Origin of the sequence: Pelagibius litoralis (assembly GCF_011683915.1) — a bacterium.
Classification (GTDB): domain Bacteria; phylum Pseudomonadota; class Alphaproteobacteria; order Kiloniellales; family Kiloniellaceae; genus Pelagibius; species Pelagibius litoralis.
Window position 1 is genome coordinate 213,931 of record NZ_JAAQPH010000005.1, and the last position, 20,416, is coordinate 234,346.

The 20,416-nt window shown below is 64.0% G+C and carries 17 protein-coding genes; 9 read left to right on the forward strand and 8 right to left on the reverse strand.

Features of this window, described 5'->3' with window-relative positions:
- Positions 1-467: 467 nt before the first annotated feature.
- Complete coding sequence (locus HBA54_RS08615) at positions 468-734, forward strand: hypothetical protein (protein ID WP_167223456.1); 267 nt, start codon at positions 468-470, stop codon at positions 732-734.
- A 4-nt stretch (positions 735-738) separates the two neighbouring features.
- Here the strand turns inward: HBA54_RS08615 and HBA54_RS08620 are convergent, their stop codons facing one another.
- Positions 739-2,586: an aminopeptidase P family protein gene (locus HBA54_RS08620; protein WP_167223458.1), complete on the reverse strand. Its 1,848-nt coding sequence runs from the start codon at positions 2,584-2,586 to the stop codon at positions 739-741.
- A gap of 192 nt (positions 2,587-2,778) precedes the next feature.
- Between HBA54_RS08620 and HBA54_RS08625 the strand changes: the two genes are divergently transcribed.
- On the forward strand, positions 2,779-3,432 hold the full coding sequence (locus tag HBA54_RS08625; RefSeq protein WP_167223460.1) for a YjiS-like domain-containing protein: 654 nt from the start codon (positions 2,779-2,781) through the stop codon (positions 3,430-3,432).
- 148 nt (positions 3,433-3,580) lie between these two features.
- On the opposite strand, the gene HBA54_RS08630 is transcribed toward HBA54_RS08625, so the two are convergent.
- A complete protein-coding gene (locus tag HBA54_RS08630; protein ID WP_167223462.1) occupies positions 3,581-4,450 on the reverse strand; it encodes a 50S ribosomal protein L11 methyltransferase in 870 nt (289 codons plus the stop codon).
- Positions 4,451-4,511: 61 nt separating this feature from the next.
- Entirely contained in the window at positions 4,512-6,788 is a 2,277-nt protein-coding gene (locus tag HBA54_RS08635; RefSeq protein ID WP_167223464.1) for an ATP-dependent helicase, read from the reverse strand.
- A gap of 160 nt (positions 6,789-6,948) precedes the next feature.
- On the opposite strand from HBA54_RS08635, the gene HBA54_RS08640 reads away from it, so the two are divergent.
- Both HBA54_RS08640 and HBA54_RS08645 read left to right on the forward strand, forming a co-directional pair.
- The gene (locus tag HBA54_RS08640; RefSeq protein WP_167223466.1) at positions 6,949-8,088 is read left to right on the forward strand and encodes a succinylglutamate desuccinylase/aspartoacylase family protein; all 1,140 of its coding nucleotides are present in this window, start codon (positions 6,949-6,951) and stop codon (positions 8,086-8,088) included.
- 130 nt (positions 8,089-8,218) lie between these two features.
- Positions 8,219-9,232, forward strand: a complete 1,014-nt coding sequence (locus tag HBA54_RS08645) for a S1C family serine protease (RefSeq protein WP_167223467.1) — start codon at positions 8,219-8,221, stop codon at positions 9,230-9,232.
- A gap of 102 nt (positions 9,233-9,334) precedes the next feature.
- Here the strand turns inward: HBA54_RS08645 and HBA54_RS08650 are convergent, their stop codons facing one another.
- Positions 9,335-10,087, reverse strand: a complete 753-nt coding sequence (locus HBA54_RS08650; protein WP_167223468.1) for a hypothetical protein — start codon at positions 10,085-10,087, stop codon at positions 9,335-9,337.
- Between the two features lie 53 nt (positions 10,088-10,140).
- A complete protein-coding gene (locus HBA54_RS08655; RefSeq protein ID WP_167223469.1) occupies positions 10,141-11,031 on the reverse strand; it encodes a LysR family transcriptional regulator in 891 nt (296 codons plus the stop codon).
- A gap of 440 nt (positions 11,032-11,471) precedes the next feature.
- Here HBA54_RS08655 and HBA54_RS08660 point away from each other — a divergent pair, with 440 nt between their 5' ends.
- Positions 11,472-12,995, forward strand: coding sequence for an SLC13 family permease (locus HBA54_RS08660; protein WP_167223471.1), 1,524 nt, complete (start codon positions 11,472-11,474; stop codon positions 12,993-12,995).
- A gap of 49 nt (positions 12,996-13,044) precedes the next feature.
- A complete protein-coding gene (locus HBA54_RS08665; RefSeq protein WP_205944500.1) occupies positions 13,045-14,223 on the forward strand; it encodes a glycerate kinase family protein in 1,179 nt (392 codons plus the stop codon).
- Between the two features lie 76 nt (positions 14,224-14,299).
- Here HBA54_RS08665 and HBA54_RS08670 read toward each other — a convergent pair whose 3' ends face one another.
- The gene (locus tag HBA54_RS08670) at positions 14,300-15,154 is read right to left on the reverse strand and encodes a class I SAM-dependent methyltransferase (RefSeq protein ID WP_167223475.1); all 855 of its coding nucleotides are present in this window, start codon (positions 15,152-15,154) and stop codon (positions 14,300-14,302) included.
- A gap of 189 nt (positions 15,155-15,343) precedes the next feature.
- On the opposite strand from HBA54_RS08670, the gene HBA54_RS08675 reads away from it, so the two are divergent.
- A complete protein-coding gene (locus HBA54_RS08675; protein WP_167223477.1) occupies positions 15,344-16,042 on the forward strand; it encodes a winged helix-turn-helix transcriptional regulator in 699 nt (232 codons plus the stop codon).
- Between the two features lie 124 nt (positions 16,043-16,166).
- Here HBA54_RS08675 and HBA54_RS29855 read toward each other — a convergent pair whose 3' ends face one another.
- Entirely contained in the window at positions 16,167-16,382 is a 216-nt protein-coding gene (locus tag HBA54_RS29855; protein ID WP_167223479.1) for a helix-turn-helix domain-containing protein, read from the reverse strand.
- A gap of 225 nt (positions 16,383-16,607) precedes the next feature.
- On the opposite strand from HBA54_RS29855, the gene HBA54_RS08685 reads away from it, so the two are divergent.
- Complete coding sequence (locus HBA54_RS08685; RefSeq protein ID WP_167223481.1) at positions 16,608-17,501, forward strand: helix-turn-helix domain-containing protein; 894 nt, start codon at positions 16,608-16,610, stop codon at positions 17,499-17,501.
- Between the two features lie 123 nt (positions 17,502-17,624).
- Positions 17,625-18,392: a hypothetical protein gene (locus HBA54_RS08690; RefSeq protein ID WP_167223483.1), complete on the forward strand. Its 768-nt coding sequence runs from the start codon at positions 17,625-17,627 to the stop codon at positions 18,390-18,392.
- Between the two features lie 83 nt (positions 18,393-18,475).
- Here HBA54_RS08690 and HBA54_RS08695 read toward each other — a convergent pair whose 3' ends face one another.
- A complete protein-coding gene (locus HBA54_RS08695) occupies positions 18,476-20,284 on the reverse strand; it encodes a chloride channel protein (RefSeq protein ID WP_167223485.1) in 1,809 nt (602 codons plus the stop codon).
- Positions 20,285-20,416 lie beyond the last annotated feature (132 nt).

Consider the following 20,416-nt stretch of genomic DNA (forward strand, 5'->3'; position numbering starts at 1 on the left):
AGTCGGGGACGCCCCGGGTCGGAAACGCCATGACGGCCGGGCTTGTTTTTGGTCTCCCGGCTTCGGAGGGGGAGCGGAACTCCCGGTGGTAGACTTAACGGTTTACTAACTATGTACGATATCGCCCCCGGCAAGAGCGCAGCGGGTGAAACTTTTGCGGAGAGGCGGAAATTTCCTGGAGATCTAAATCCACGGAGGTTTCGATCCGACCGCCAATCAATCCTGACGGCAAATGTGGTGCAAAAAATAAGCCCCGCCGGAAAGGCGGGGCGCAAGTTACAGCAATCAAATGGGTATATATAAGTTACGTAAGCGTATCAGCGATGGATCACACGCCATCGTATTTTTTCCGCAGGGGCGAAAAACTCACAAAACCGCGCGATAGCGGCTTTTCTTCGTTTCCCTAAACATTCTATTTACCGGCAACGCGTAGGTTCTCTGCTTCACCAGTGGAAGCAGGCGGAACCATGCTGACGGCCGAAAACAGTCTTGAATTCATCCTTGAGCAGGTCCAGGTACTGGGCCAGGGCGACCGGGCGCATGAGAAAGCGGCGTACAGGGCCCTTATTCACATGACCCAGCGCTGGGCCGAGCCGACGGACCTCTACATCAGCGAGGATCTGCAGATGGCGGAGCGGATTGGTCAGGATCTGGCCGATATCGCGCGCCACATCCAGGATATTCAGCATTCCTACATGAAAGCCCTGTTCGAGACCCAGGACGACGAGGCCTAGAACCTCACCCCGCCTGAAGCGGCGCCGTCGCCTGTTCCAACCAGACCCGCGCTTCCCCGTCGAGCTGCGGGCCGATCTCCGCCCGGACACGGGCGTGATAGGCATCCACCCAGTCGATTTCATCCGCGGTCAGCATGGCGGGCACGATGAGCCGCCGGTCGATGGGCGCCAGGGTCAGGGTTTCGAAGGCCAGCATGGCGCGTTCCTCCCCCGCCGCCCGCGACGACTCCGTAACCGCCACCAGATTCTCGATCCTGATCCCGTAAGCACCGGTCTTGTAATAGCCGGGCTCGTTGGAAACGATCATCCCCGGCTGCAGGGCGACTGAGTTCGGCATCTTTGAGATGCGCTGCGGGCCTTCGTGAACGTTCAGATAGCTGCCGACCCCGTGCCCGGTGCCGTGGTCGTAGTCCAAGCCGTTTTGCCAAAGCGCATAGCGCGCCAGACTATCCAACTGGCTGCCGGAGGTGCCTTCGGGAAAGCGGGCCGCGCCAAGGGCAATGTGACCCTTGAGAACCAGGGTAAACCGCGCGCACATTTCCTTATCGGGCGTGCCGATGGCAACCGTACGGGTGACGTCGGTGGTGCCGTCCGGATACTGGGCCCCGGAATCGCAGAGAAACAGCTCGCCCTGTGCAAGCTGCCGGTCGCTCTGCGGACTCACGCGGTAGTGGACGATGGCGCCGTTCGGGCCGGATCCGGCAATAGTGTCGAAAGACAGATCGCGCAGATCGCCGGCCTCGCCGCGAAAGGCCGCCAGACGGTCGGCGGCGGCCATCTCGGTCACCGCCTGTCCCTGCGCGACCGCAGAGTCGAGCCAGTGCAGAAAGCGTGAGAGCGCCGCCCCATCACGCTTGTGGGCCGCGCGGGTGCCCGCCAGCTCGGTTTCGTTCTTGCAGGCCTTGGGCAACTGGCAGGGATCGGCACCCTGCTCAATCGCCGCACCGGCAGCCCGCAGGCGGTCGAAGATCCAGCGTGCCGCGGTCGCCGGATCGGCCAGAACCTTGGCGCCCTGCACGCCCAGACGGTCCAGGGCCTCACCCAGGCGCTGGGGCGCCTGAATGGATACGGCGTTGCCGAGATGTTGAGCCAGGCCGTCGCTCACCTTCGCCGCGTCGACAAACCATTCCACCGCGCCATCGGCATGCAGCACCGAAAAGGAAAGCGGCAGGGGCGAGCGTTCGACATCGCCGCCGCGCACGTTCAACAGCCAGGCGATGGAATCCGGCAGGGTGATCACCGCGGCGGCGACCCCTTGTTTCGTTAGCGCCTTGCCCAGGCCTTCACGCTTGTCCGCGCTTTCCCGGCCCGCATAGCTGAGGTCGTGGGCCCGGATCTCGGCCTGTGGCACCGCCGGCCGGTCGTGCCAGACGGCGTCCAGCGGGTTATCCGACAGGGCAACCGCCTCGGCCTCTGCTGCGGCCAGAGTCTTTTCCAGCCGCCGCACCTGGTCCTCGGTATGCAGCCAGGGGTCATAGGCCAGGCGCTGTCCCGGTTTCAGTCCCTCCGCCAACCAGGCAGAGAGCGGTTCCTCGGTCAGATGGCGCGGGGTGAAGAGGTCCACATCGACCTCGTTCCGGACCTGTAGCGTATAGCGTCCGTCAATGAAGACAGCCGCCGTTTCCGGCAGAACCGCGGCGGTTCCGGCAGAACCGCTGAAACCGGTCAGCCATTCCAGGCGCTGGGCCGAGGCCGGGACATACTCCCCCTGATGCTCGTCGGCCCGGGGAATGAGGAAACCCTGGACCTCCCGGCGGGCAAGCTCGGCCCTCAGAGCCGCCAGCCTGGCGCCGTGATCGGCGGTTTCCCCAGCTTCACTGGGTGAAATGTTCCCGGAGTCCGGACTTCCCATTGGTTCTGATCCTTCCCGGCACCCCGCCGGTTTATTCCCAATTCCTATCATGCAGCCGATGCAATGCTGCAGTGCAAAAAAATTGGCTTCGTTTTTGGCCCGCAGCACGTATCTCTAATCATGAAAAGTCATTGCTTCTGAGCCGCTTGGCAAGGCCTGAGAAGCAGAATTAGTTAATTTGGAGCAAAAACAATGACCCGCCTAAACGATCTTCACCAAGCCGCCCAGAGCGGTGCCGAAGTGCGGTGGGACCCTCGATCTGTTGACGTTTTGACTGCCGTTCAAACCGCCCGCCGCTTGAGGGCCCAGTTCACCGCCGAATGGACGAGCAAGGGCTTCAGCGCCATTGCCCGCCTGTCGGGGCTGACCGCCCTTTTCTCAGCACTCGGCCGCGCCCAGCAGCGCCGCCGCACGCTGCGCGAGCTCTCGACGCTGAGCGACCGGGCTCTGGCTGACATCGGTCTGAACCGCGGCCAGATCGCCGCGACCGCCGTGGAGGCCACCGCCGTGGAGGCCACTGCGCCCCGCACAGCGCATCGCTCGGTCTGGCACATGCTGGCCGATTGGACAAAGCGCGCCTATCTGAAGCGTAAAACCATCAGCGCGCTCTCGGCCCTGTCCGACCAAATGTTGGCGGACATCGGCATCCAGCGTGTCGACATCAGGCGCATTGCCGATTCCCTGGCCGCCAGACAAAACGGCGATCAGCGCAGCACAGAGCAGACCTCTGCCGTTGTCGAAGGGATCAAGATCCCGGCGACGCACAGCCTCGCCAATCTCGGCCGGGCGATCGTCGGCCAGCCCGCCGCGGCGAACGAGAACCTGGGGCACACCTCAGCGGCCTGACCGACCGAGGGACAGGAAAGCAGCCTTCACGGCATTTTCGCCAGGAAGGCGAAGTGTGGCGGCGTTTCTCCGGATCTCGGTCCGGGGGCGCCGCCATTTCCCTTTCCGGGGGGCCGCTCACCAGCCAGGACCCCATCCAGCCAACACCCTATCCAGCCAGGACAAGGGTCGACCACTCCGCCAGACGATAGCGCGTCACGAGGCGCAGGCCGGCCGCGCGGTAGCGGGCGATCACCGGCTGTTCCTGACTGACCAGCAGGCCGGAGAGAACCACCACCCCGCCCGGCGCCAGATGACAGCGCAGATCCTGGGCCATGGCGCAGAGCGGTGCGGCCAGAATGTTCGCCAGGATCAGGTCATAGGGGCCCCGGGCGCGGATCTCCGCCCGGCGAAAACCATCGCTCAGCATGACCGTAACCCGGTCGCTCACCCCGTTGCTGCGCAGGTTTTCCCTGGTCACCACCAGGGAGGGCGCGTCGTTGTCGACGCCCAGGACCGAACAGGGCCAGAGCCGGGCCGCCGCCATGGCCAGAACGCCCGACCCGCAGCCCATATCCAGAACCTTTTCGACGGAGCGCCGCTTCGCCAGGGCCTGCATCGCCAGAAGGCAGCCGCGGGTGGTCTCGTGACGCCCGGTTCCGAAAGCGGCATTCGCATCGATCAGCAGGTCGATGGCCCCCCAGGGGGCGGGCCCGGTGATGTGGGAGCCGCGGATGCGAAAGCGCCCCGCCGTGATGGCCGGCAGGGAGCGCTGGCTTTCCGCCACCCAGTCAACCTCCGGCAGTTGCTCGAGGCGATGACCGGGAGTCTCGATACCGGCGGTTTCCGCGCCAAGGGTCAGCAGGCGGTCGAGTTCCTCGGGGCCGGGCGGGTCGGCAAGATAAAGCTGCCAGGGAATCAGGCCGGCCGCATCTTTGCCGCCCGTGACCAGCGCCCCGCCCAAGGGCTCGAAGACCGCCTCGAAAGCCGTCAGCGACGGCTCCGGCAGGGCCAGGGTCAGGCAGTAGGTCGCCGTCAAAATTCTTTCTCCAGGGATAGGCGTGCGGGCTGGAACCGCTTCGGCGTCAGTCGAAAACGATCTAGCCGGCCTGATCGGCCGGCACGACGAAGCTGGCGATCACCTTCTTTTCGCCGGCCTTGTCGAAGCTGATATTCAGGCGCTCGCCTTCGACCGAAGCGATACTGCCGTAACCGAACTTCTGATGAAAGACCCGGTCGCCACGCTGGAAGGCGCCGCTGGCGATGGTCTCGATGCGGGTCGGGGTCACGTCGATGAAGGGCGAACCGGTCTCGCCGCGACGGGATTTCGCCCGCGCAAGGCCGGGGCTGACCCGTGCCTCGCTCCATTCGCTCATGCCGCCAAAGGCCGAGGCCGCCGCACCGTAGACACCGTGGTCGCTCTCCTGCGCCACGTGCTCGCTGGGCAGCTCGTCGACGAAGCGCGAAGGAATCGCCGCCGCCCAGGAGCCATGCATGCGCCGGTTGGCGGCAAAGGAGATAACGACCTGCTTGCGCGCCCGCGTCAGGCCGACATAGGCGAGGCGGCGCTCTTCCTCCAGGCCGCTGCGGCCGGTTTCGTCGAGGGCGCGCTGGTTGGGGAACAGTCCCTCCTCCCAGCCCGGCAGGAAGACGGTGTCGAACTCCAGGCCCTTGGCGGCATGCAGGGTCATGATGGTGACCACGTCCTGGCCCTCCTGCGACAGCGCCTCCATGACCAGGGAGACATGCTCCAGAAAGCCGGCCAGATTTTCGAACTCACCCAGCGCGTTCACGAACTCCTTCAGGTTCTCCAGCCGCCCCGGCGCCTCCAGCGACTTGTCGTTCATCCACATCTCGGTGTAACCGGATTCCTCCAGCACGATCTCGGCCAGTTCGGGGTGCGGTGTGGTCTCCACCATGGCGCGCCAACGGTCGAAGTCCCGCAACAGGTTGCCCAGCGCACGGCGCGCGGCAGGGCGCAGTTCATCGGTCTCGACAAGGCGGCGCACCGCCAGGGTCAGGGGAATGTTGCCGGCCCGCGCGGTCCTATAGAGCAGTTGCAGGGTGGCATTGCCGAGGCCGCGCTTGGGCTTGTTCATGATCCGCTCGAAAGCCAGATCGTCGTCGGGCGAATGGATCACCCTGAGGTAGGCCAGCGCGTCGCGGATTTCCATGCGCTCATAGAAGCGCGGCCCGCCGACCACACGATAAGGCAGGCCGAGGGTGATGAAGCGCTCTTCGAACTCACGGGTCTGGGCGCCGGTGCGCACCAGGATGGCGATCTGATTGAGATCGAGATCCTTGTCGCGCGCCTGCATCGCCTCGATCTCTTCGCCGACGAAGCGCGCTTCGGCTTCACCGTCCCAAAGCCCGCGCAGGCGCAGCTTCTCGCCCTCGTCGCCCTCGGTCCAAAGGGTCTTGCCGAGGCGCCCCTCGTTGTGGGCGATGAGGCCGGAGGCGGCGGCCAGGATGCGGCCGGTGGAGCGGTAGTTACGCTCCAGCCGGATCACCTTGGCGCCGGGAAAGTCCTCCTCGAAGCGCAGGATGTTGCCGACCTCCGCCCCGCGCCAGCCATAGATCGACTGGTCGTCATCGCCGACGCAGCAGATGTTCTTGTGGCCCTGGGCCAGCAGACGCAACCAGAGATACTGCGCCACGTTGGTATCCTGATACTCGTCGACCAGGATATAGCGGAAGCGCCGGTGATAGTCGGCCAGAACCTCCGGCTCGTTCTGGAAGAGCGTCAGGTTGTGCAGCAGCAGGTCGCCGAAGTCGCAGGCGTTCAGGGTTCTGAGACGCTCCTGGTAGGCCTTGTAAAGCTCGACCGCCCGGCCGCGGGCGAAATCGCCGGCTTCGCCCGCCGAAACCTTTTCCGGCGTCAGGCCGCGGTCCTTCCAGCGCTCGAAAATCGACAGCAGCGCGCGCGCCGGCCACTTCTTCTCATCCACCGCCTCGGACTGCAGGATCTGCTTCACCAGACGCACCTGGTCATCGGTATCGAGAATGGTGAAGTTGCTGCGCAGGCCGACAGCTTCCGGGTTGCGGCGCAGGATGCGCACGGCAATGGCATGGAAAGTGCCGAGCCACCAGCCCTCGACCGAGGGCCGCTCCAGCAAGGCTGCGACCCGGTCCTTCATCTCCCGCGCCGCCTTGTTGGTGAAGGTGACGGCCAGCAGTTCGCCGGGCGCGCGTACCCGGCCGGTCATCAAAAGGTGCCCCAGACGGGTGGTGAGGACGCGGGTCTTGCCGGTCCCGGCGCCGGCCAGCACCAGAACCGGGCCGTCCAACGCCTCGACAGCCGCCCGCTGGCCCTCGTTCAGAGCGTCGAGATAGGGATAGGGATGGGCCGGAGTCGCGGCCGCAAAAAGATCTGACATGGCCCTTTTATAGCGCAAGCCCGCCCGGGGCTCACGCTCGGAAAACCGCGCCCCGGCGATAAACTGACGAGAAACTGACATGGCCTTACCAGAGCGGCCTTGACCACCCCGGTTGCGCCGCCTTTCATGCCACGCTGCACCATCCGAAAAGGAATCCTTTATGCCCCGGCGGACCGAAACCCTTCCCCTTCTGACAGCAACCCCCGGGACCAGCCGGACCCTGACGGTGCACCGCTTCGGCGAGGCCGGCGCCAGGCCGAAGGCCTATCTGCAGGCCTCCCTCCACGCCGATGAGACCCCGGGCCTGCTGGTCCAGCACCATCTCCACCGCCTGCTGGCGGCGGCAGAAGAACGTGGCGAGATCCAGGGCGAAGTGATCCTGGTGCCCTACGCCAACCCCATCGGCCTCGCCCAGTTCAACAACAGCGTCCACCTGGGGCGCTGTGAGGTGGGCGGTGGCGGCAACTTCAACCGCAACTGGCCGGACCTCTTCACCCCCATCGCCGACGGCCTGGCCGACAAGCTGGGCGGCGACGCGGCGGCCAACGTCACCGCGATCCGCAAAGCCCTCAGCGACCATTTGGCCGGGCAGGAAGCGGGCAGCGAGATGCATTCGCTGCGCCTCGCCCTCGCCTCCCTCGCAGCAGACGCGGATCTGGTCTGGGACCTGCACTGCGACGACGAATCGCTGATGCATCTGTTCCTGATCCCGGCGCACTGGCCGCAGGCCGCCGACTTCGCCGCCGATCTCGGCTGCCATGCGGTGCTGCTGGCCGACGACTCCGGCGGCAACTCCTTCGACGAAACCTTCTCGACCCCCTGGACCCGTCTGGCGGCGCGCTATCCGCAGCACCCGATTCCGGCGGCCTGCCTGTCGGCCACCGTCGAGCTGCGAGGGACTTCCGACGTGAACGATGAACTGGCCGCCGGCGATGCCCAGGCGCTTTTCCATTCGCTGCAGCGCTTCGGCGTGATCGCCGGCGAGACCCCGCCGCCGCCGGCACCGCTCTGCGACGCCACCAACCTGGACGCCACCGATTCGGTACGCGCACCCTGCGGCGGCGTTCTGGCCTACGCGGTGCAGCTCGGCGACCGGGTCGAGGCCGGCGACACCCTGGCCTGGATCGTCGATCCAGCGGCGGAGCCGGACAAGGCACGCCACCCCGTCGTCAGCCAGGCCAGCGGCATCGTTCTCTCCCGCCGACTGCACCGCTACGTGCGCCCGGGCATGGCCATCGCCAAGGTCGTCGGCAATACCGCGCTGCCCCACCGCCAGGACGGCTATCTGCTTGAGGACTAAGGCAGTTCCTGCCTGGCCGCAATCAACACGCGGAAATCCTGCTGGAAAAGACAGAAAGGCGCGCTATTTCGATAAAAGCGGTATGGTTAAGGAAACCAGGGGGAAACGCCGTAACAACAAGGAACGCGGCATGACCAAACACATCCGGCTCTTTCCTGCTGTCCGTTGCCTACAGGCTTTCACCTTCGGGCTGCTTTGTTTGCTTACCCTCATCGGCCTGCCTCTGGCCCCGGCGACGGCCCAGACCAATCCCCTGGGCGCCGTCGTCGGCGTGCGGGCGGAGGTGCCGCCTTCGGCGCGCACCGCCGGTACCCTGGGCACGGAACGCGAAGGCGGCGGCGTTGTGATCGGCGCCGACGGACTGGTGCTGACCATCGGCTACCTGATCCTCGAAGCCGTACAGGCCGAAGTGGTGCTGCAGGACGGCGAGACGGTGCCGGCGGACATCGTGGCCTACGACTACGATACCGGTTTCGGCCTGCTGCGCCCGGCAACCACCCTGAACGTCGCCCCCATCGAGCTGGGCGATTCCGATGCCCTGTCGGAACAGACCCAGGTTCTGGTCGCCGGACCCGACGGGCCCAGCGCGGCCATGGTCGTGTCGCGGCGGGAGTTCGCCGGATACTGGGAATACCTGCTGCCCAACGCCATCTTCACCGCCCCGCCCTACCGCGCCTTCGGCGGTGCGGCGCTGATCGGCGCCGACGGCCGCCTGCTGGGCATCGGCTCGCTGATCGTCGGCGATGCCCTCGCCCCCGGCGAGACCTTTCCCGGCAACATGTTCGTGCCGATTTCCATGCTGAGGCCGATCATGGACGACCTGATGCGCCAGGGCCGCGCAGGCGGACCGGCCAGGCCCTGGCTCGGCCTATTCACCCAGGAACTGCGCGGGCATGTCTTCATCAACCGCGTTTCACCGGACGGACCCGCCGCCACCGCCGGGGTCATGGAAGGCGACATCGTCGTCGCCGTCGGCGGAGAGCCGGTCAGCAACCTCTCAGAGTTCTATCGCAAGATCTGGGCCCTGGGCGACGCCGGTATCGACGTGCCCCTGACGATCCTGAAAGGTGCCGACGGCTTCCGCGAAGTCTCGGTGAAGTCCGGCGACCGCTACGACTACCTGAAACTCGACCCGACGTACTGACGAAGCTCCAGAACATGTGAATCCGGTCGCTATCAAACAGTTAGAGCAGATTCACCGGCTTGATGGATCGCTTTCAGCGATTCCATCCAACCCGGATCTGCTCTAAGCGGCTTTCTCCCTTCGGCTGCGCAACTGGCTGGCCTCCAACTGCTCGAACAGACTCGTCGGCGGGATCTGCAGAATGTGGCGGATGTCCTCCCGGCCCATCCAGACGGTCCAGACCTCCATTTTTTCACGCTGCCCCGGAACCGCCCAATAGAGACTGCCCGGCTCCGTGTGCATGTATCCCTCCCTTGCCGCCAGGCCCTTACAGGCCGCAAGGGGGAACATGAAGCCGAAGACGTAGTCCGGCGACCACTTCTCCAGGCTTATCGCCATCGCCAGCCGGGCCAGGATCGCGGTCATCCCCGCGCCCCGGTATCCGCCAGGCCCCCCTTTCAGCCAGAGTTCGCCGTGATAGCAGACCTTACCGGCGATCATGCGAGAGCCCGGTGCTCCGCGGTATTGAGACCGGCGCATATCGATCCCATAACCGGCGGGGGTGAAGTCGCGAAACTGCGCGTCCATATATGACGCAAGGGTCAATCCTTCCAGGTCAATGGTGCGCACGGCCTGGGTATGGACGATCTCGCCCTGAGGGTCGCGGCCCAGGATCCAGAACGCCGTTTCCTCGTTCAGATCGTTGCCCTGGGGACTGAAACGCGGCGCCAGAGCATTTCGCTCCGGCTGGTCCTTCAACGCCTTCTGTAAAAAGGAGAAATCCGAGCCGGTTTCCAAGGTGATCCCCTGATCATCCACCAGTTCGGTGATGGTGGAGACGAACCGGGAACCTGTGAGACGGTCTTTTGTGGCCACTTTCTGCTCCTGCGTTTGGCTGAAAACACAGAGCTTAAGCCTCAGAAGTGTGTTTATTCTTGCTCTTCTGCCGCTTTTGGGTCGAATGCCATCAATAAATCCTCCGGCATGGACCTGATCCGGTCTTCCGCGAGACCGGCGATACTGACGTTGTAGGTTCGGTCGACCAGGAGGATCAGGGCAAACTCCCCATCCGGAAAAGCACAACCCAGCAGCAGCCGCTGAAAGCTGACCGGCTGCAGCGGTCCGCCCTTTTCTCTGGGCATCAACGTGTGGACGTGGTCAAGGCGAACGGACTGTCCGTCGTGAACACTCTGATAGGCCTGCGAGATAAACTTGGCGTAGGCGGTTCCAGCGGGCATCTCTTTAACAAAACTGCCGATGTTGCTCTTCGCCCAGGCCCAACCGAACCAGGAAGCATAAGACGACTTTTCGCCGATCTCGACGCAGAGCCATCCGTCCCTGTGACGGCGATAGACGACCAGATAGGGACGGATCGCAGCCAGCGCCGGCGATTCGATGGCGGCATTGGCATTCGCCCAGCATCGCAGTCCACATTGCAAAAGGGGCGATTTGTCGATCCGGAGGCGGCTTACCTGATGTTTCTGCGCACAAAAGACCGGGCCGCCGTCTTCGTCGTTCAGCACCAGCACCCGGCCGTCGTCGCCTTCGGTGTAGCCGGCCAGCCAGGCCTCGCCGCGCTCCAAAATGGCCTCGGCTTCCTTCAGCGACCGGGCCCCCGCCTCGGTGAGGTGGTACTGCCGGTTTTTCATCTCAAAGAGCCGCTCGCCTCTGATTTCCTCCAGAATCCCAACATGCCGGCGCACTGTCTGGCGCGTGCTTCCCAGGACCTCGACAGCCTCCGAGAGGTTCAGCGTGCGGGCCAACACGGTATAGGAGCGGAGCAATTCAAACAGCATCGTCTGGCCGGGCACTGAAGGCATAGGGGCAACATCTTCTCTACGGACATGACAGCACAGGCTGCTCTGCCCGTGCCAAAACGCGCCACGGCCAACCTGCAGCCGGGGATGTTACGGATGCTTACCCTAGGCTGCAACGATCAGACAATTGCCGCATCAGGCGAAGAGGGCCTACGGCCACACCGCGCCCGGCGGGAAATATCCCGAAACAATGACCACATGACGACGGTTCGATAGGCCGAAAACACCCGGTTCCATGGGGTTTCGGCCGTCTAATCACCTGTCATCTGATTTTCATTTTCCCGTCATGTTTCATTAACCGCGGGCTCAACGCGGCGTCATGCGGCGAGCCTACATAAAATTGCAACGAGATCGTCACATAGGGAGATGCCTGTTACCGGCCGAACGTTCTGCGTCCTAGCCGACACAGACACCGACAGAGGCCGAAAGTTAGGAAAGCAGTAATGCCTATTAGTTATCGGGCCGTGTCCGCCATGGCAGAGACCAACGACCCGAGCGCCCTGAAGCCTGCACTAAGAATACAATGGTACATTCAGCAGCTGGCCGCAGCCATTCAAATGCTGCCGGGACGATTCCTGGCCGCAAGCGCGCTGGCCTTCGCACTCGGCGCCTGCCTTTGGTATCTGCCGGTCGGGATCTCTGCCGACGCCCGCGTTTCTTTGGTCGCTTTCGCCGCCGCCGTTGTGTTCTGGGTGGTGTCGCGGCTCGATAAAACCTTCATCGCCCTGGCCGCCCTCTGCGCCGGCGCGGTCGTCGGCACCAGCTCATTCGACACCACCGTCCTGGGTGCCCTCGGCCACGGCATGATCGGGCTCTTGCTGGCCGCCTTCGTCATCGCGAAAGCGATCACCCTCTCCGGACTCGCCCAGCGGATTACCGCCCCACTGGTGCGAAATTCGCGCAGCGTCGCGCGCACATTCTACGCGCTGACCGGCGCGATGCTTGTCCTGGCAATGGTCATGCCCTCCACCTCGGGCCGGGCGGCCCTGATGTTGCCGGTGTTTCTCACCATCGCCGGCCAGGTCGCCAATCCGCGGGTCACCCGCGCCCTGGCTTTGTTGATCCCGACCGTCATCCTGTTGTCCTCGGCCGGGTCGCTGATCGGCGCCGGCGCCAACATTCTGGCTGCCGACGCGATCTGGCGTCTGACCGGCGAGCGTATCGACTACCTCCGCTGGATGACCCTCGGCCTGCCCTTTGCGGTGGTCAGCTGCTTCCTCTCCACCTGGGTGATCCTTACCCTTTTCCTCGGCAAAGCAGAGCGCGAACGCCCGCTGGTCAGCAGCGGCGATCAACCGCAGCCCACCCCGGCCACGCAGCGACTGACGGCGCGGGAGAAATTCGTGCTTTCAATCTCCGCGAGCCTGGTCGTCCTTTGGTGTACGCAATCCCTGCACGGCATCGACAACGTCACGGTCGCCCTGGTCGGCGCGCTTGCGGTAACGGCACCGGGCCTGGGCGTGCTGACCTTCAAACAGGCGGTGCAAAGCATCGACTGGAATCTGTTGCTGTTCATGGCCGCCTGCCTGCAACTGGGCGATGCGTTGATCGGCTCCGGCGGTGCCGGCTGGGCCGTCGACAGCCTGTTCCGGGCGATGCCGCTTGGCGGCGCCGACACGGCCGCGCTCCTGGCCATGGTGGCGACGGTCTGTCTGCTGGCGCATCTGGTCGTTACCTCGCGCATGGCACGGGCATCGATCCTGGTGCCGATGATCCTGCCGATCGCCATCTCTCTCGGCTACAACCCCGCCGCCTTCGCCATCATCACCGCCATCGCCACGGGCTACTGCCTGACCCTGCCGGTCAGCGCCAAACCGCTGGCCATGATGAGCGAGTTGGACGGCCCGACGTTCAAGCCCGGCGACCTGCTGGCGCTCAGCGCGGTGCTGCTGCCGTTGCACCTCGGGCTCCTGGTGATCTTCTCCCTTTATGTCTGGCCCTGGCTGGGCCTGCCGCTTAGCGGCTGAAAATCCCACCGCCCCTCACCCCCAAACCCTCAACAAAGGAGTTCTCAAAATGCGCGTGCTGATCGCCCCCTCAGGCTTCAAAGAAGGTCTTAGCGCACCGCAGGCGGCTGATTGCATCGAGCACGGTGTGCTGACCGCCATGCCCGACGCACAGATCACCAAGATTCCCATGGTCGATGGCGGCGAGGGATTCACCAGGGGACTTGTCGCCATCACCGGCGGCACGCTGCACCACGCCCGGGTGACCGGGCCGGTGGTGGACATGGTCGATGCACACTTCGGCTTCCTGGGCGGCAGCGACCGCAAGACGGCGGTGATCGAAATGGCGGCGGCGGCCGGCCTGCGCCTGGTACCGAAAGACCGGCGCGACCCGCGGCACACCACCAGTTTCGGGGTCGGTGAGCTGATCTCTCACGCACTGGACGCCGGGGCGGAGCGCATCATTGTCGGTTGCGGCGATTCGGGCATCAACGATGGCGGCGCCGGCATGGCCCAGGCGCTCGGCGTTCGCCTGATCGACGATTGCGGCCAGCATCTCGGCCCGGGCGGGTCGGAACTTGCACGCCTGCACCACATCGACCTGTCGGACCGCGATCCGCGGCTGGACGGTGTCCGTATCGATGCCGCGGTCAACTGGAAGAACGTATTGCTTGGCCGGCGCGGCGTGGCGCGGGTTTTCGGGCCGCAGAAGGGGGCGACGCCAGCACAGGTCGAGGAACTTGAGCGGTCGCTGGAAACCTATGCAGCGCTGATCCGCCGGGATGTCGGACCCGACATCGGCCGGGAACCCGGTTGCGGCGCTTCGGGTGGCCTCGGCGCCGGGCTCAAGGCCCTGATCGGTGCCAGGCTGCATCCGCGCTACGACATCGTGATGCAATACTTCGACATCGAACGCCAACTGCGGAAAGTCGATCTGGTGCTGACGGCAGAGGGCAGACTTGACGATCAGACGCCCTACGGCAAGGTGCCGGTGGAGGTCGCGACCCGCGCCAAGCGCCACGGCGTTCCGGTCATCGTGCTGGCCGGCAGTATCGGCAAGGGCGCCTATACCAACCTGAACCACGGCATCGACGCCTATGCCAGCATCATCAAGGCGCCCTGCTCGCTGGACGAGGCCATGGTCAGCGGGTGCAAGCTGTTGACCCACGCCGCCGAACACGCCGTGCGCATGGTGGGCATCGGCGCCGGCCTGTCAGACCAGGCAACCGCCCTGGCCGCAACAGGCTGACGGCCAAGGCGAGAGCCAGGGCTGCGACCGGCCCGCCGGAAGAAGCCCCGGCCCTGCAAGGCCGGGGCCGCCCGGCTCAGGCTTTCCGGATCACCACTTCGACGTATTCCGAGGGCACCACCAGCGTGCCGTCGGTGGCGACATTGAAGCGGTCCAGCAGAGCGCGCAGATCGGTATCGAGGGCACCGCCGGCATCCCCCAGAGCCAGAAAGGCTTTGTGTATCGGCCCATAGTAGGTCCGGAAGACTTCCATGAAATGATCCGCCGAGTGATAGCGGAAATTAAACAGGCGCGGCGTCAGTTCGATGGAAGCCGCCGTGTCACCGAACAAGTCCTCCAGGGCTTCGCGGGTGCCCCAGAGGGCCGGAGACCTCATCCCGGGTGCCGGCGGGATATGCTTTCCAATGGTCTTGAAGACTTGGCCGATGAAGCCCGGCGGTGTCCAGTTGGCCAGGGCAATTCGCCCGCCGGAACGGCATACCCGGCTGAGTTCCGCCGCGGCTTTTGCCTGGTCGGGCGTGAACATGACCCCGAAGGTGGAAAGCACGGCATCGAAACTGCCCTCGTCGAAGGGCAAGGCTTCTGCATCGGCAATCTGGAAAGCAACGTCCAGGTGCTCCGCTGCCGCCCGCTCGCGGCTCTTGTTCAGCAGGCTCTCGACATAATCGGTGGAGGTGACGCTACAGAAGCGGCGCGCGGCGGCCAGGGTCGCATTACCGTTTCCGGCAGCCACATCCAGAACCTTGCTGCCGGACCGCAGGTCCAGGGTCTCGCAGAGCTGTTCACCGACGATCTGAAGCGTCGTGCCCACCACGGCATAGTCGCCGGAGGCCCAGGCCGCCTGCTGCTTTTCTTTCACCGCGGCCAGGGTCGGGGCCGGGGCGGCGGTCGGAGTGGGGACCGTATCACTTGGTTTCAATTGGGCAGTCATGAATAAGTTCCTTTCCAACCCCCCAAGAGCGCAGAGGCCGGAGGGGCTGTATCAACGCGGCGACAGGCAGATGCCACAGAGGGCTTGGCGTCCTCTAGTTCTGGAACTGAATCGACCCGGTATAGAATCTGAACTGACAGGGCCGCGGGTTTGGCAGTAAGCTCGAACCGAAAAGGGGAGGATCAAAAAATGACTGGAGGAAGCTACCAGCAGTTCTGTCCCGTCGCGATGGCAGCCGAGGTTCTCGGCGCCCGCTGGACGATCGTCTTGATCCGTGAGCTGGTTGCGGGCTCGACCCGCTTCAACGAGTTGCGCCGCGGCGTACCGCGCATGTCGCCGGCGCTGTTATCGAAGCGCCTGAAAGAACTTGAAGACTGCGGGGTCGTTCAGCGCAGGCCGGTGCCGCGCGAACCGGAAGTCATGGAGTACCGCCTGACCCGGTCAGGCAAGGAACTCGCGCCGATCATCGAGGCGATCGGGATCTGGGGTCATCGCTGGACCGAGACCAAGCCGCAGCTTGAGAACCTGGACGCGGAGCTTCTCATGTGGGACATGCGCCGGAACATCCAGGTGCCCGAACTACCGGCGCGCCGAAACGTCATCCAGTTCATCTATCCCGAACACCGGGCAGCGGAGCGCAACTGGTGGATCGTCGTCGACCCGAAAAGCGGTGCCGACCTCTGCAGGGTCGAGCCGGGTTTCAACGTCGACCTCTTCGTCCGCACCGACCTGCGGACCATGACGGCAATCTGGATGGGCCTCGACACAGTCACAAAGGCCGTTGACGATGGCAGATTGGCGCTGACCGGCGACAAGGAGCTTCAGAAAAACCTCCTGAAATGGCTCGGTCTCAGCACACTTGCTGGGGTCAAAAAGCAAGTGGCCTAAACCTCACCCGGCTGCTCCGTGCCGCCGGTACGCGAACCCGGTTGCCCGGGTGTTGTTATCGACGGAAGGCGGCAAACTGTCCTCCGTCGATGGCGCCCGCTCCTGCATCCGCAGGGCCGCTGCGCTAGTGCTTGAAAAAATCCGTAACCGGAAGCTCGAAAATCTCTGCGAGCCTGTAGAGCAGACCGGCCGGCATTCTTTGCTCGTCTTCCTCGAAAAGCTTTACCTGCTCCGGGCTTACCCCAAGCAAGGAGCCGACTTGGTCAAGGCTCAGATTTCTCTCCAGGCGCGCCTCGTTGATCTGCTTTCCCACACGATGATCTACCAGACTCAAACTCACTCCCCCGCCATCCCATTTGTTGGTTTCTTCGGTATCGCAGTTTGATAAAACTCAGGGATGAATCAAGCCTATAAGAACACACCCATAGAGGAGCATTGATTTGCTTAAACCGTTGATTCTTGGTCAGGTATGGAACATTATTGTTCCCAACCAAACTGAGCCGCCCAAGAACCCAGAGCCCGACCCGATAACTTGTACAATCTTCCAACTAACAGGTTGAAACCATTGGCTGTTCCCCCCACACCCGATGATCGCCATCCCTCGACCCTATTCGATATTCTCAAGTCCTTCACCACCCTGGCCCGTACCCTGAACCTTTCCGAAACGGTGGAAATTCTGGGCGTCACCCGTCAAACGGTGCGCCGGCACATCAAAAGCCTGGAGGAGATGCGCGGCATCAAGCTGCTGGAACTGCGCAACCGGCGCTACTTCCTGACCGAAGCCGGGGAACAGCACCGGCTGGAAGCCGAAGAGATTCTGGCACTGGCCGAGAACTGGCTGTCGAGCAGGAGCGTGCGTACCCGAAGCCGCAGCAACCTGGACCGCATCGCCTATCAGGACGCCAACGGCTACTCCTTTCATGCCCAGCAGCACCATCTGAGCCGCCTCTGGCAGGACGGGCCTGCGATGTTGCGCAGCGGCTTCGATGCCTGGTGCCGGTCGGAACTGCAGCTTGAACATCCGGCGATGACGCAGATGAAGCCCTACCGCCTTGTGTATCGCCAACGCAGGGACGGCTGGCTCTGTGTCGAGATCGGCGAGAAATCCTCCTACGCCACCTGGCTTGGCTGGGAATGGGCCAAGAGCGCCGTCGGGCGCTTCTCCCAGGAAGATCCCGTCGGCACCGACTTCGACAATTTCATGTCCCAGGCCTACCCGAAGGTCTTTGAGGACGGCGGCGCCAGGCTGGATCATATCTGTGGCCAGATCCCGCGCACCCGAAACGGCCCGGCCATACCGGTGCGGTTCCAACGCCTGTTGCTTGGCTGTGTCTTCCCAGACGGTGAACCGGCCCTGACGTTGTTTGTCGCCCGCACCAACCAGATTTCGATTTCGGGGCTCGATCTCGCCAAACTGCCGGCGATGGACGACGAACTCCTCATGGAATACGAGATTTAGCCGGCCGCAAACACAACGCCACAGTTAAAAAGTGCAAGTTGAAGGCTGGCTTCTAACCCAGCGGGCGAAAATATCGCTACCCTTTGCCGCTTACACCAATCAAAGGCAAAGGAGTGTCAGGTTATGCCGGCAGATCGTCTTTTCTCCGAGATCCAGTTCATCGGCGCCATCAACGAGATCGCGGAACGCAACGCCATCCGGATCGAGGTCAGTTCCGATTTCGACGCCTTCCGCAATCTACGCAGAAAGCAGACTGAAAGGCCGCCTCTGTCGCCGATCTTCGATCCTGCCGTTTCGGATCTCGGCTCGAAGAACGCTTTCTGGATCAAAGGAAGCAACAGCAAGGGCGAAGTCATCCATACCCAGTCCGTGCGTCTCAACGACCTTACCGGCTGCAGTCTGGCCGAGCATCTTCATCAGCGCCGGGCCGCCTACGCACCGCCCGGCATCACCGTCGACATCGATCAATCAAGCTTTGGATCGGCACCGGCATCCCAGATCATCACGGGCGATGTCTGCTATCATGGCGAGCTCTGGTTGAAGGGTGGAAACAACGGCCTTCGTGGCGGCGGCCTGACCTCAACCCTGCCACGCCTCGCGCTTGCCCTGGCACTGCTGGAATGGTCGCCGGATTACATATTCGGCCTGGTGCACCCCCTGGCGGCCTGCAAGGGATTGGCCGCCCGGGAGGGTTACATGCACCTGGCGCCCGGCGGGATCCTCTGGCAACAACAAGACAGTACCGAGGTTTTCGAGGAATGGCTGGTCTGGATGAGCCGCGAGGACATCCAGCACGTCATGCGTTTCTCGCCGCTCTCGCTGTATGAAAAACTGGAGAAAAAGGGCAAGGCCCGCCGCGTCCTCGACGAACGCGTCGCAGTGGCCGCGTAGCGCAAGGAGCCTGGTTGCTGCAAAATGCCGGGCGGATCGCCACCGTCCGGCCGGGCCGAAATCCATGCCGCGCCCGGCGTTGGTCAGCCGCGGTAGCGGCGCCCGCGTGAGGTCGCCTCGCCGCGTTCTTCCGCCCGCGCCAGATCCAAGGCACGCTGATAGGCCAGCATGACCTGATGCTCGTGCACCAGTCCGCGCATCAGCATGGATTTCTTGTCGGTCACAACGGGGACATGCGGCTCGCCGGTCAGGTTGTAGACCTTCACCGCCGCCTCCAGGTGATCACCGATCTGCAACACAGCCGGCACCGCCCGGGCCACATTGGCGGCTATGATTTCGGAATCGTGGCTTGTGTCAAATGCCGCCTCATGCAGGTCTGCATAGGTGATGACACCGCAGAGGGAGCCGTCCTCCTCGACGACGAAGAGCTCGCCCCAGGGCGCGGACTGCAGTTTCAAACGCACCTGGGCGATGGGTGTATCGGGGGCAACCGCAGAGTAGCGGTCATCCATAACCGAAGAGATCTTGATGCGGCGCATCAGGCCGGTCTGGTGGCCGCCCCGTAAGGAAACGCCGCGCCGTTCCAGCTGCTGCAAAAAGAACGACTGACCGTGGACCTGCTGGGTCACGACCGACGCGATGACGGTCGCCAGCATCACCGCAATGGTGAGTTCATAGTCGTTGGTCATCTCGAAAATCATCAGGATCGTCGAAATCGGCGCCCCCAGGACCGCGCCGGTTACCGCGCCCATGCCGATAATCGTGTAAGCCCCATGACCGGAAGAGAGGTCGGGGAACGCCTGGGTCGCCAGGACGCCGTAGGCGCCGCCGACCATCGCCCCGATGAACAGCGAAGGTGAAAACACGCCGCCGGCAAAACCGCTGCCCAGACAGATCGCGGTGGCGGCGGCCTTGGCGACGATGAGGGCCAGCAGCAACCAAAGCGGATAGAGGTTCGACAGCGCCGCGTCCGTCGCCTCGTAGCCGACCCCCAGGACCTGCGGAAACTGAAGGGCAATGCAGCCCAGCAAAAACCCGCCGAAGGCCGGGCCGGACCAGGAGGGGATCGCCAGCCTGCCCACCACGTCTTCGGTGAAGATGATCGAGCGCATAAAGAGGATCGCCGCAACCGCCGAGACCAGCCCCAGCAGCGCAAAAGCGGGGAATTCCCAGAACGAGACGATCGACCAGTTCTCCGGCAGAATAAAGGCGGGAAAGTCGCCATAGCGCGCCCGGCTGATCAAGGTTCCGGTCACCGAAGCGATCACGATGGGGGCAAAGGCGGAGAGCGCATAGTGGCCCACCACCACCTCCAGGGCGAAGAAAGTTCCGGCGATCGGCGCGTTGAAAGACGCGGCCACGCCCGCCGCCACACCGCAACCCAGCAGCGTCCGGGCCAGCACGCGGCCCAGATGCAGCCGCTTGGCCACCCAGGAACCCAGGCAGGCGCCCAGGTGTACCACCGGCCCTTCACGACCTACAGAGGCGCCAAAACCGATCGAAGCGGCACTGGCAACAGCGGCACGTATGCCGACAGTCAGCGACATGCGCCCGTCCCGCAGGGCGGAAGCCTCCATGACATGGGCGACGCCCTGCGGCTTGCCGTCCGGCAGGGCAAAGCGGATGAAGAGACCGATCGCAAGGCCGCCCAGCGTGGGCACCAGGAGCAGGTGCCACCAGGCAAGACCGCTGGCTTCGCTGGCCACCTGCTCGCCGCCGAAACCGTAGACCAGCCATTGGATGCCGGCGATCGCATCGCGAAAAGCGATTGCCGCCCCACCGGCGGCCGCCCCGATGACAACGGCAAGAACCGAGAGAACGACCTGGTCGTTACGCCCGAAACGCAACAGGGGAATGACTACGCGTTTGCGAAGAACGCGGCCCGGTCTCACCACATCCCCCGGACAATAAGGGGCAGATCGTCGCGCAGCGCGCCGGGGCCCCCACCTAGGGGCCTGTCAGGGGCCCATGCCAAGGTCTGCGGCCTCATACGTCTCTCAAAAACAAATCCATAGGTAGTCGAA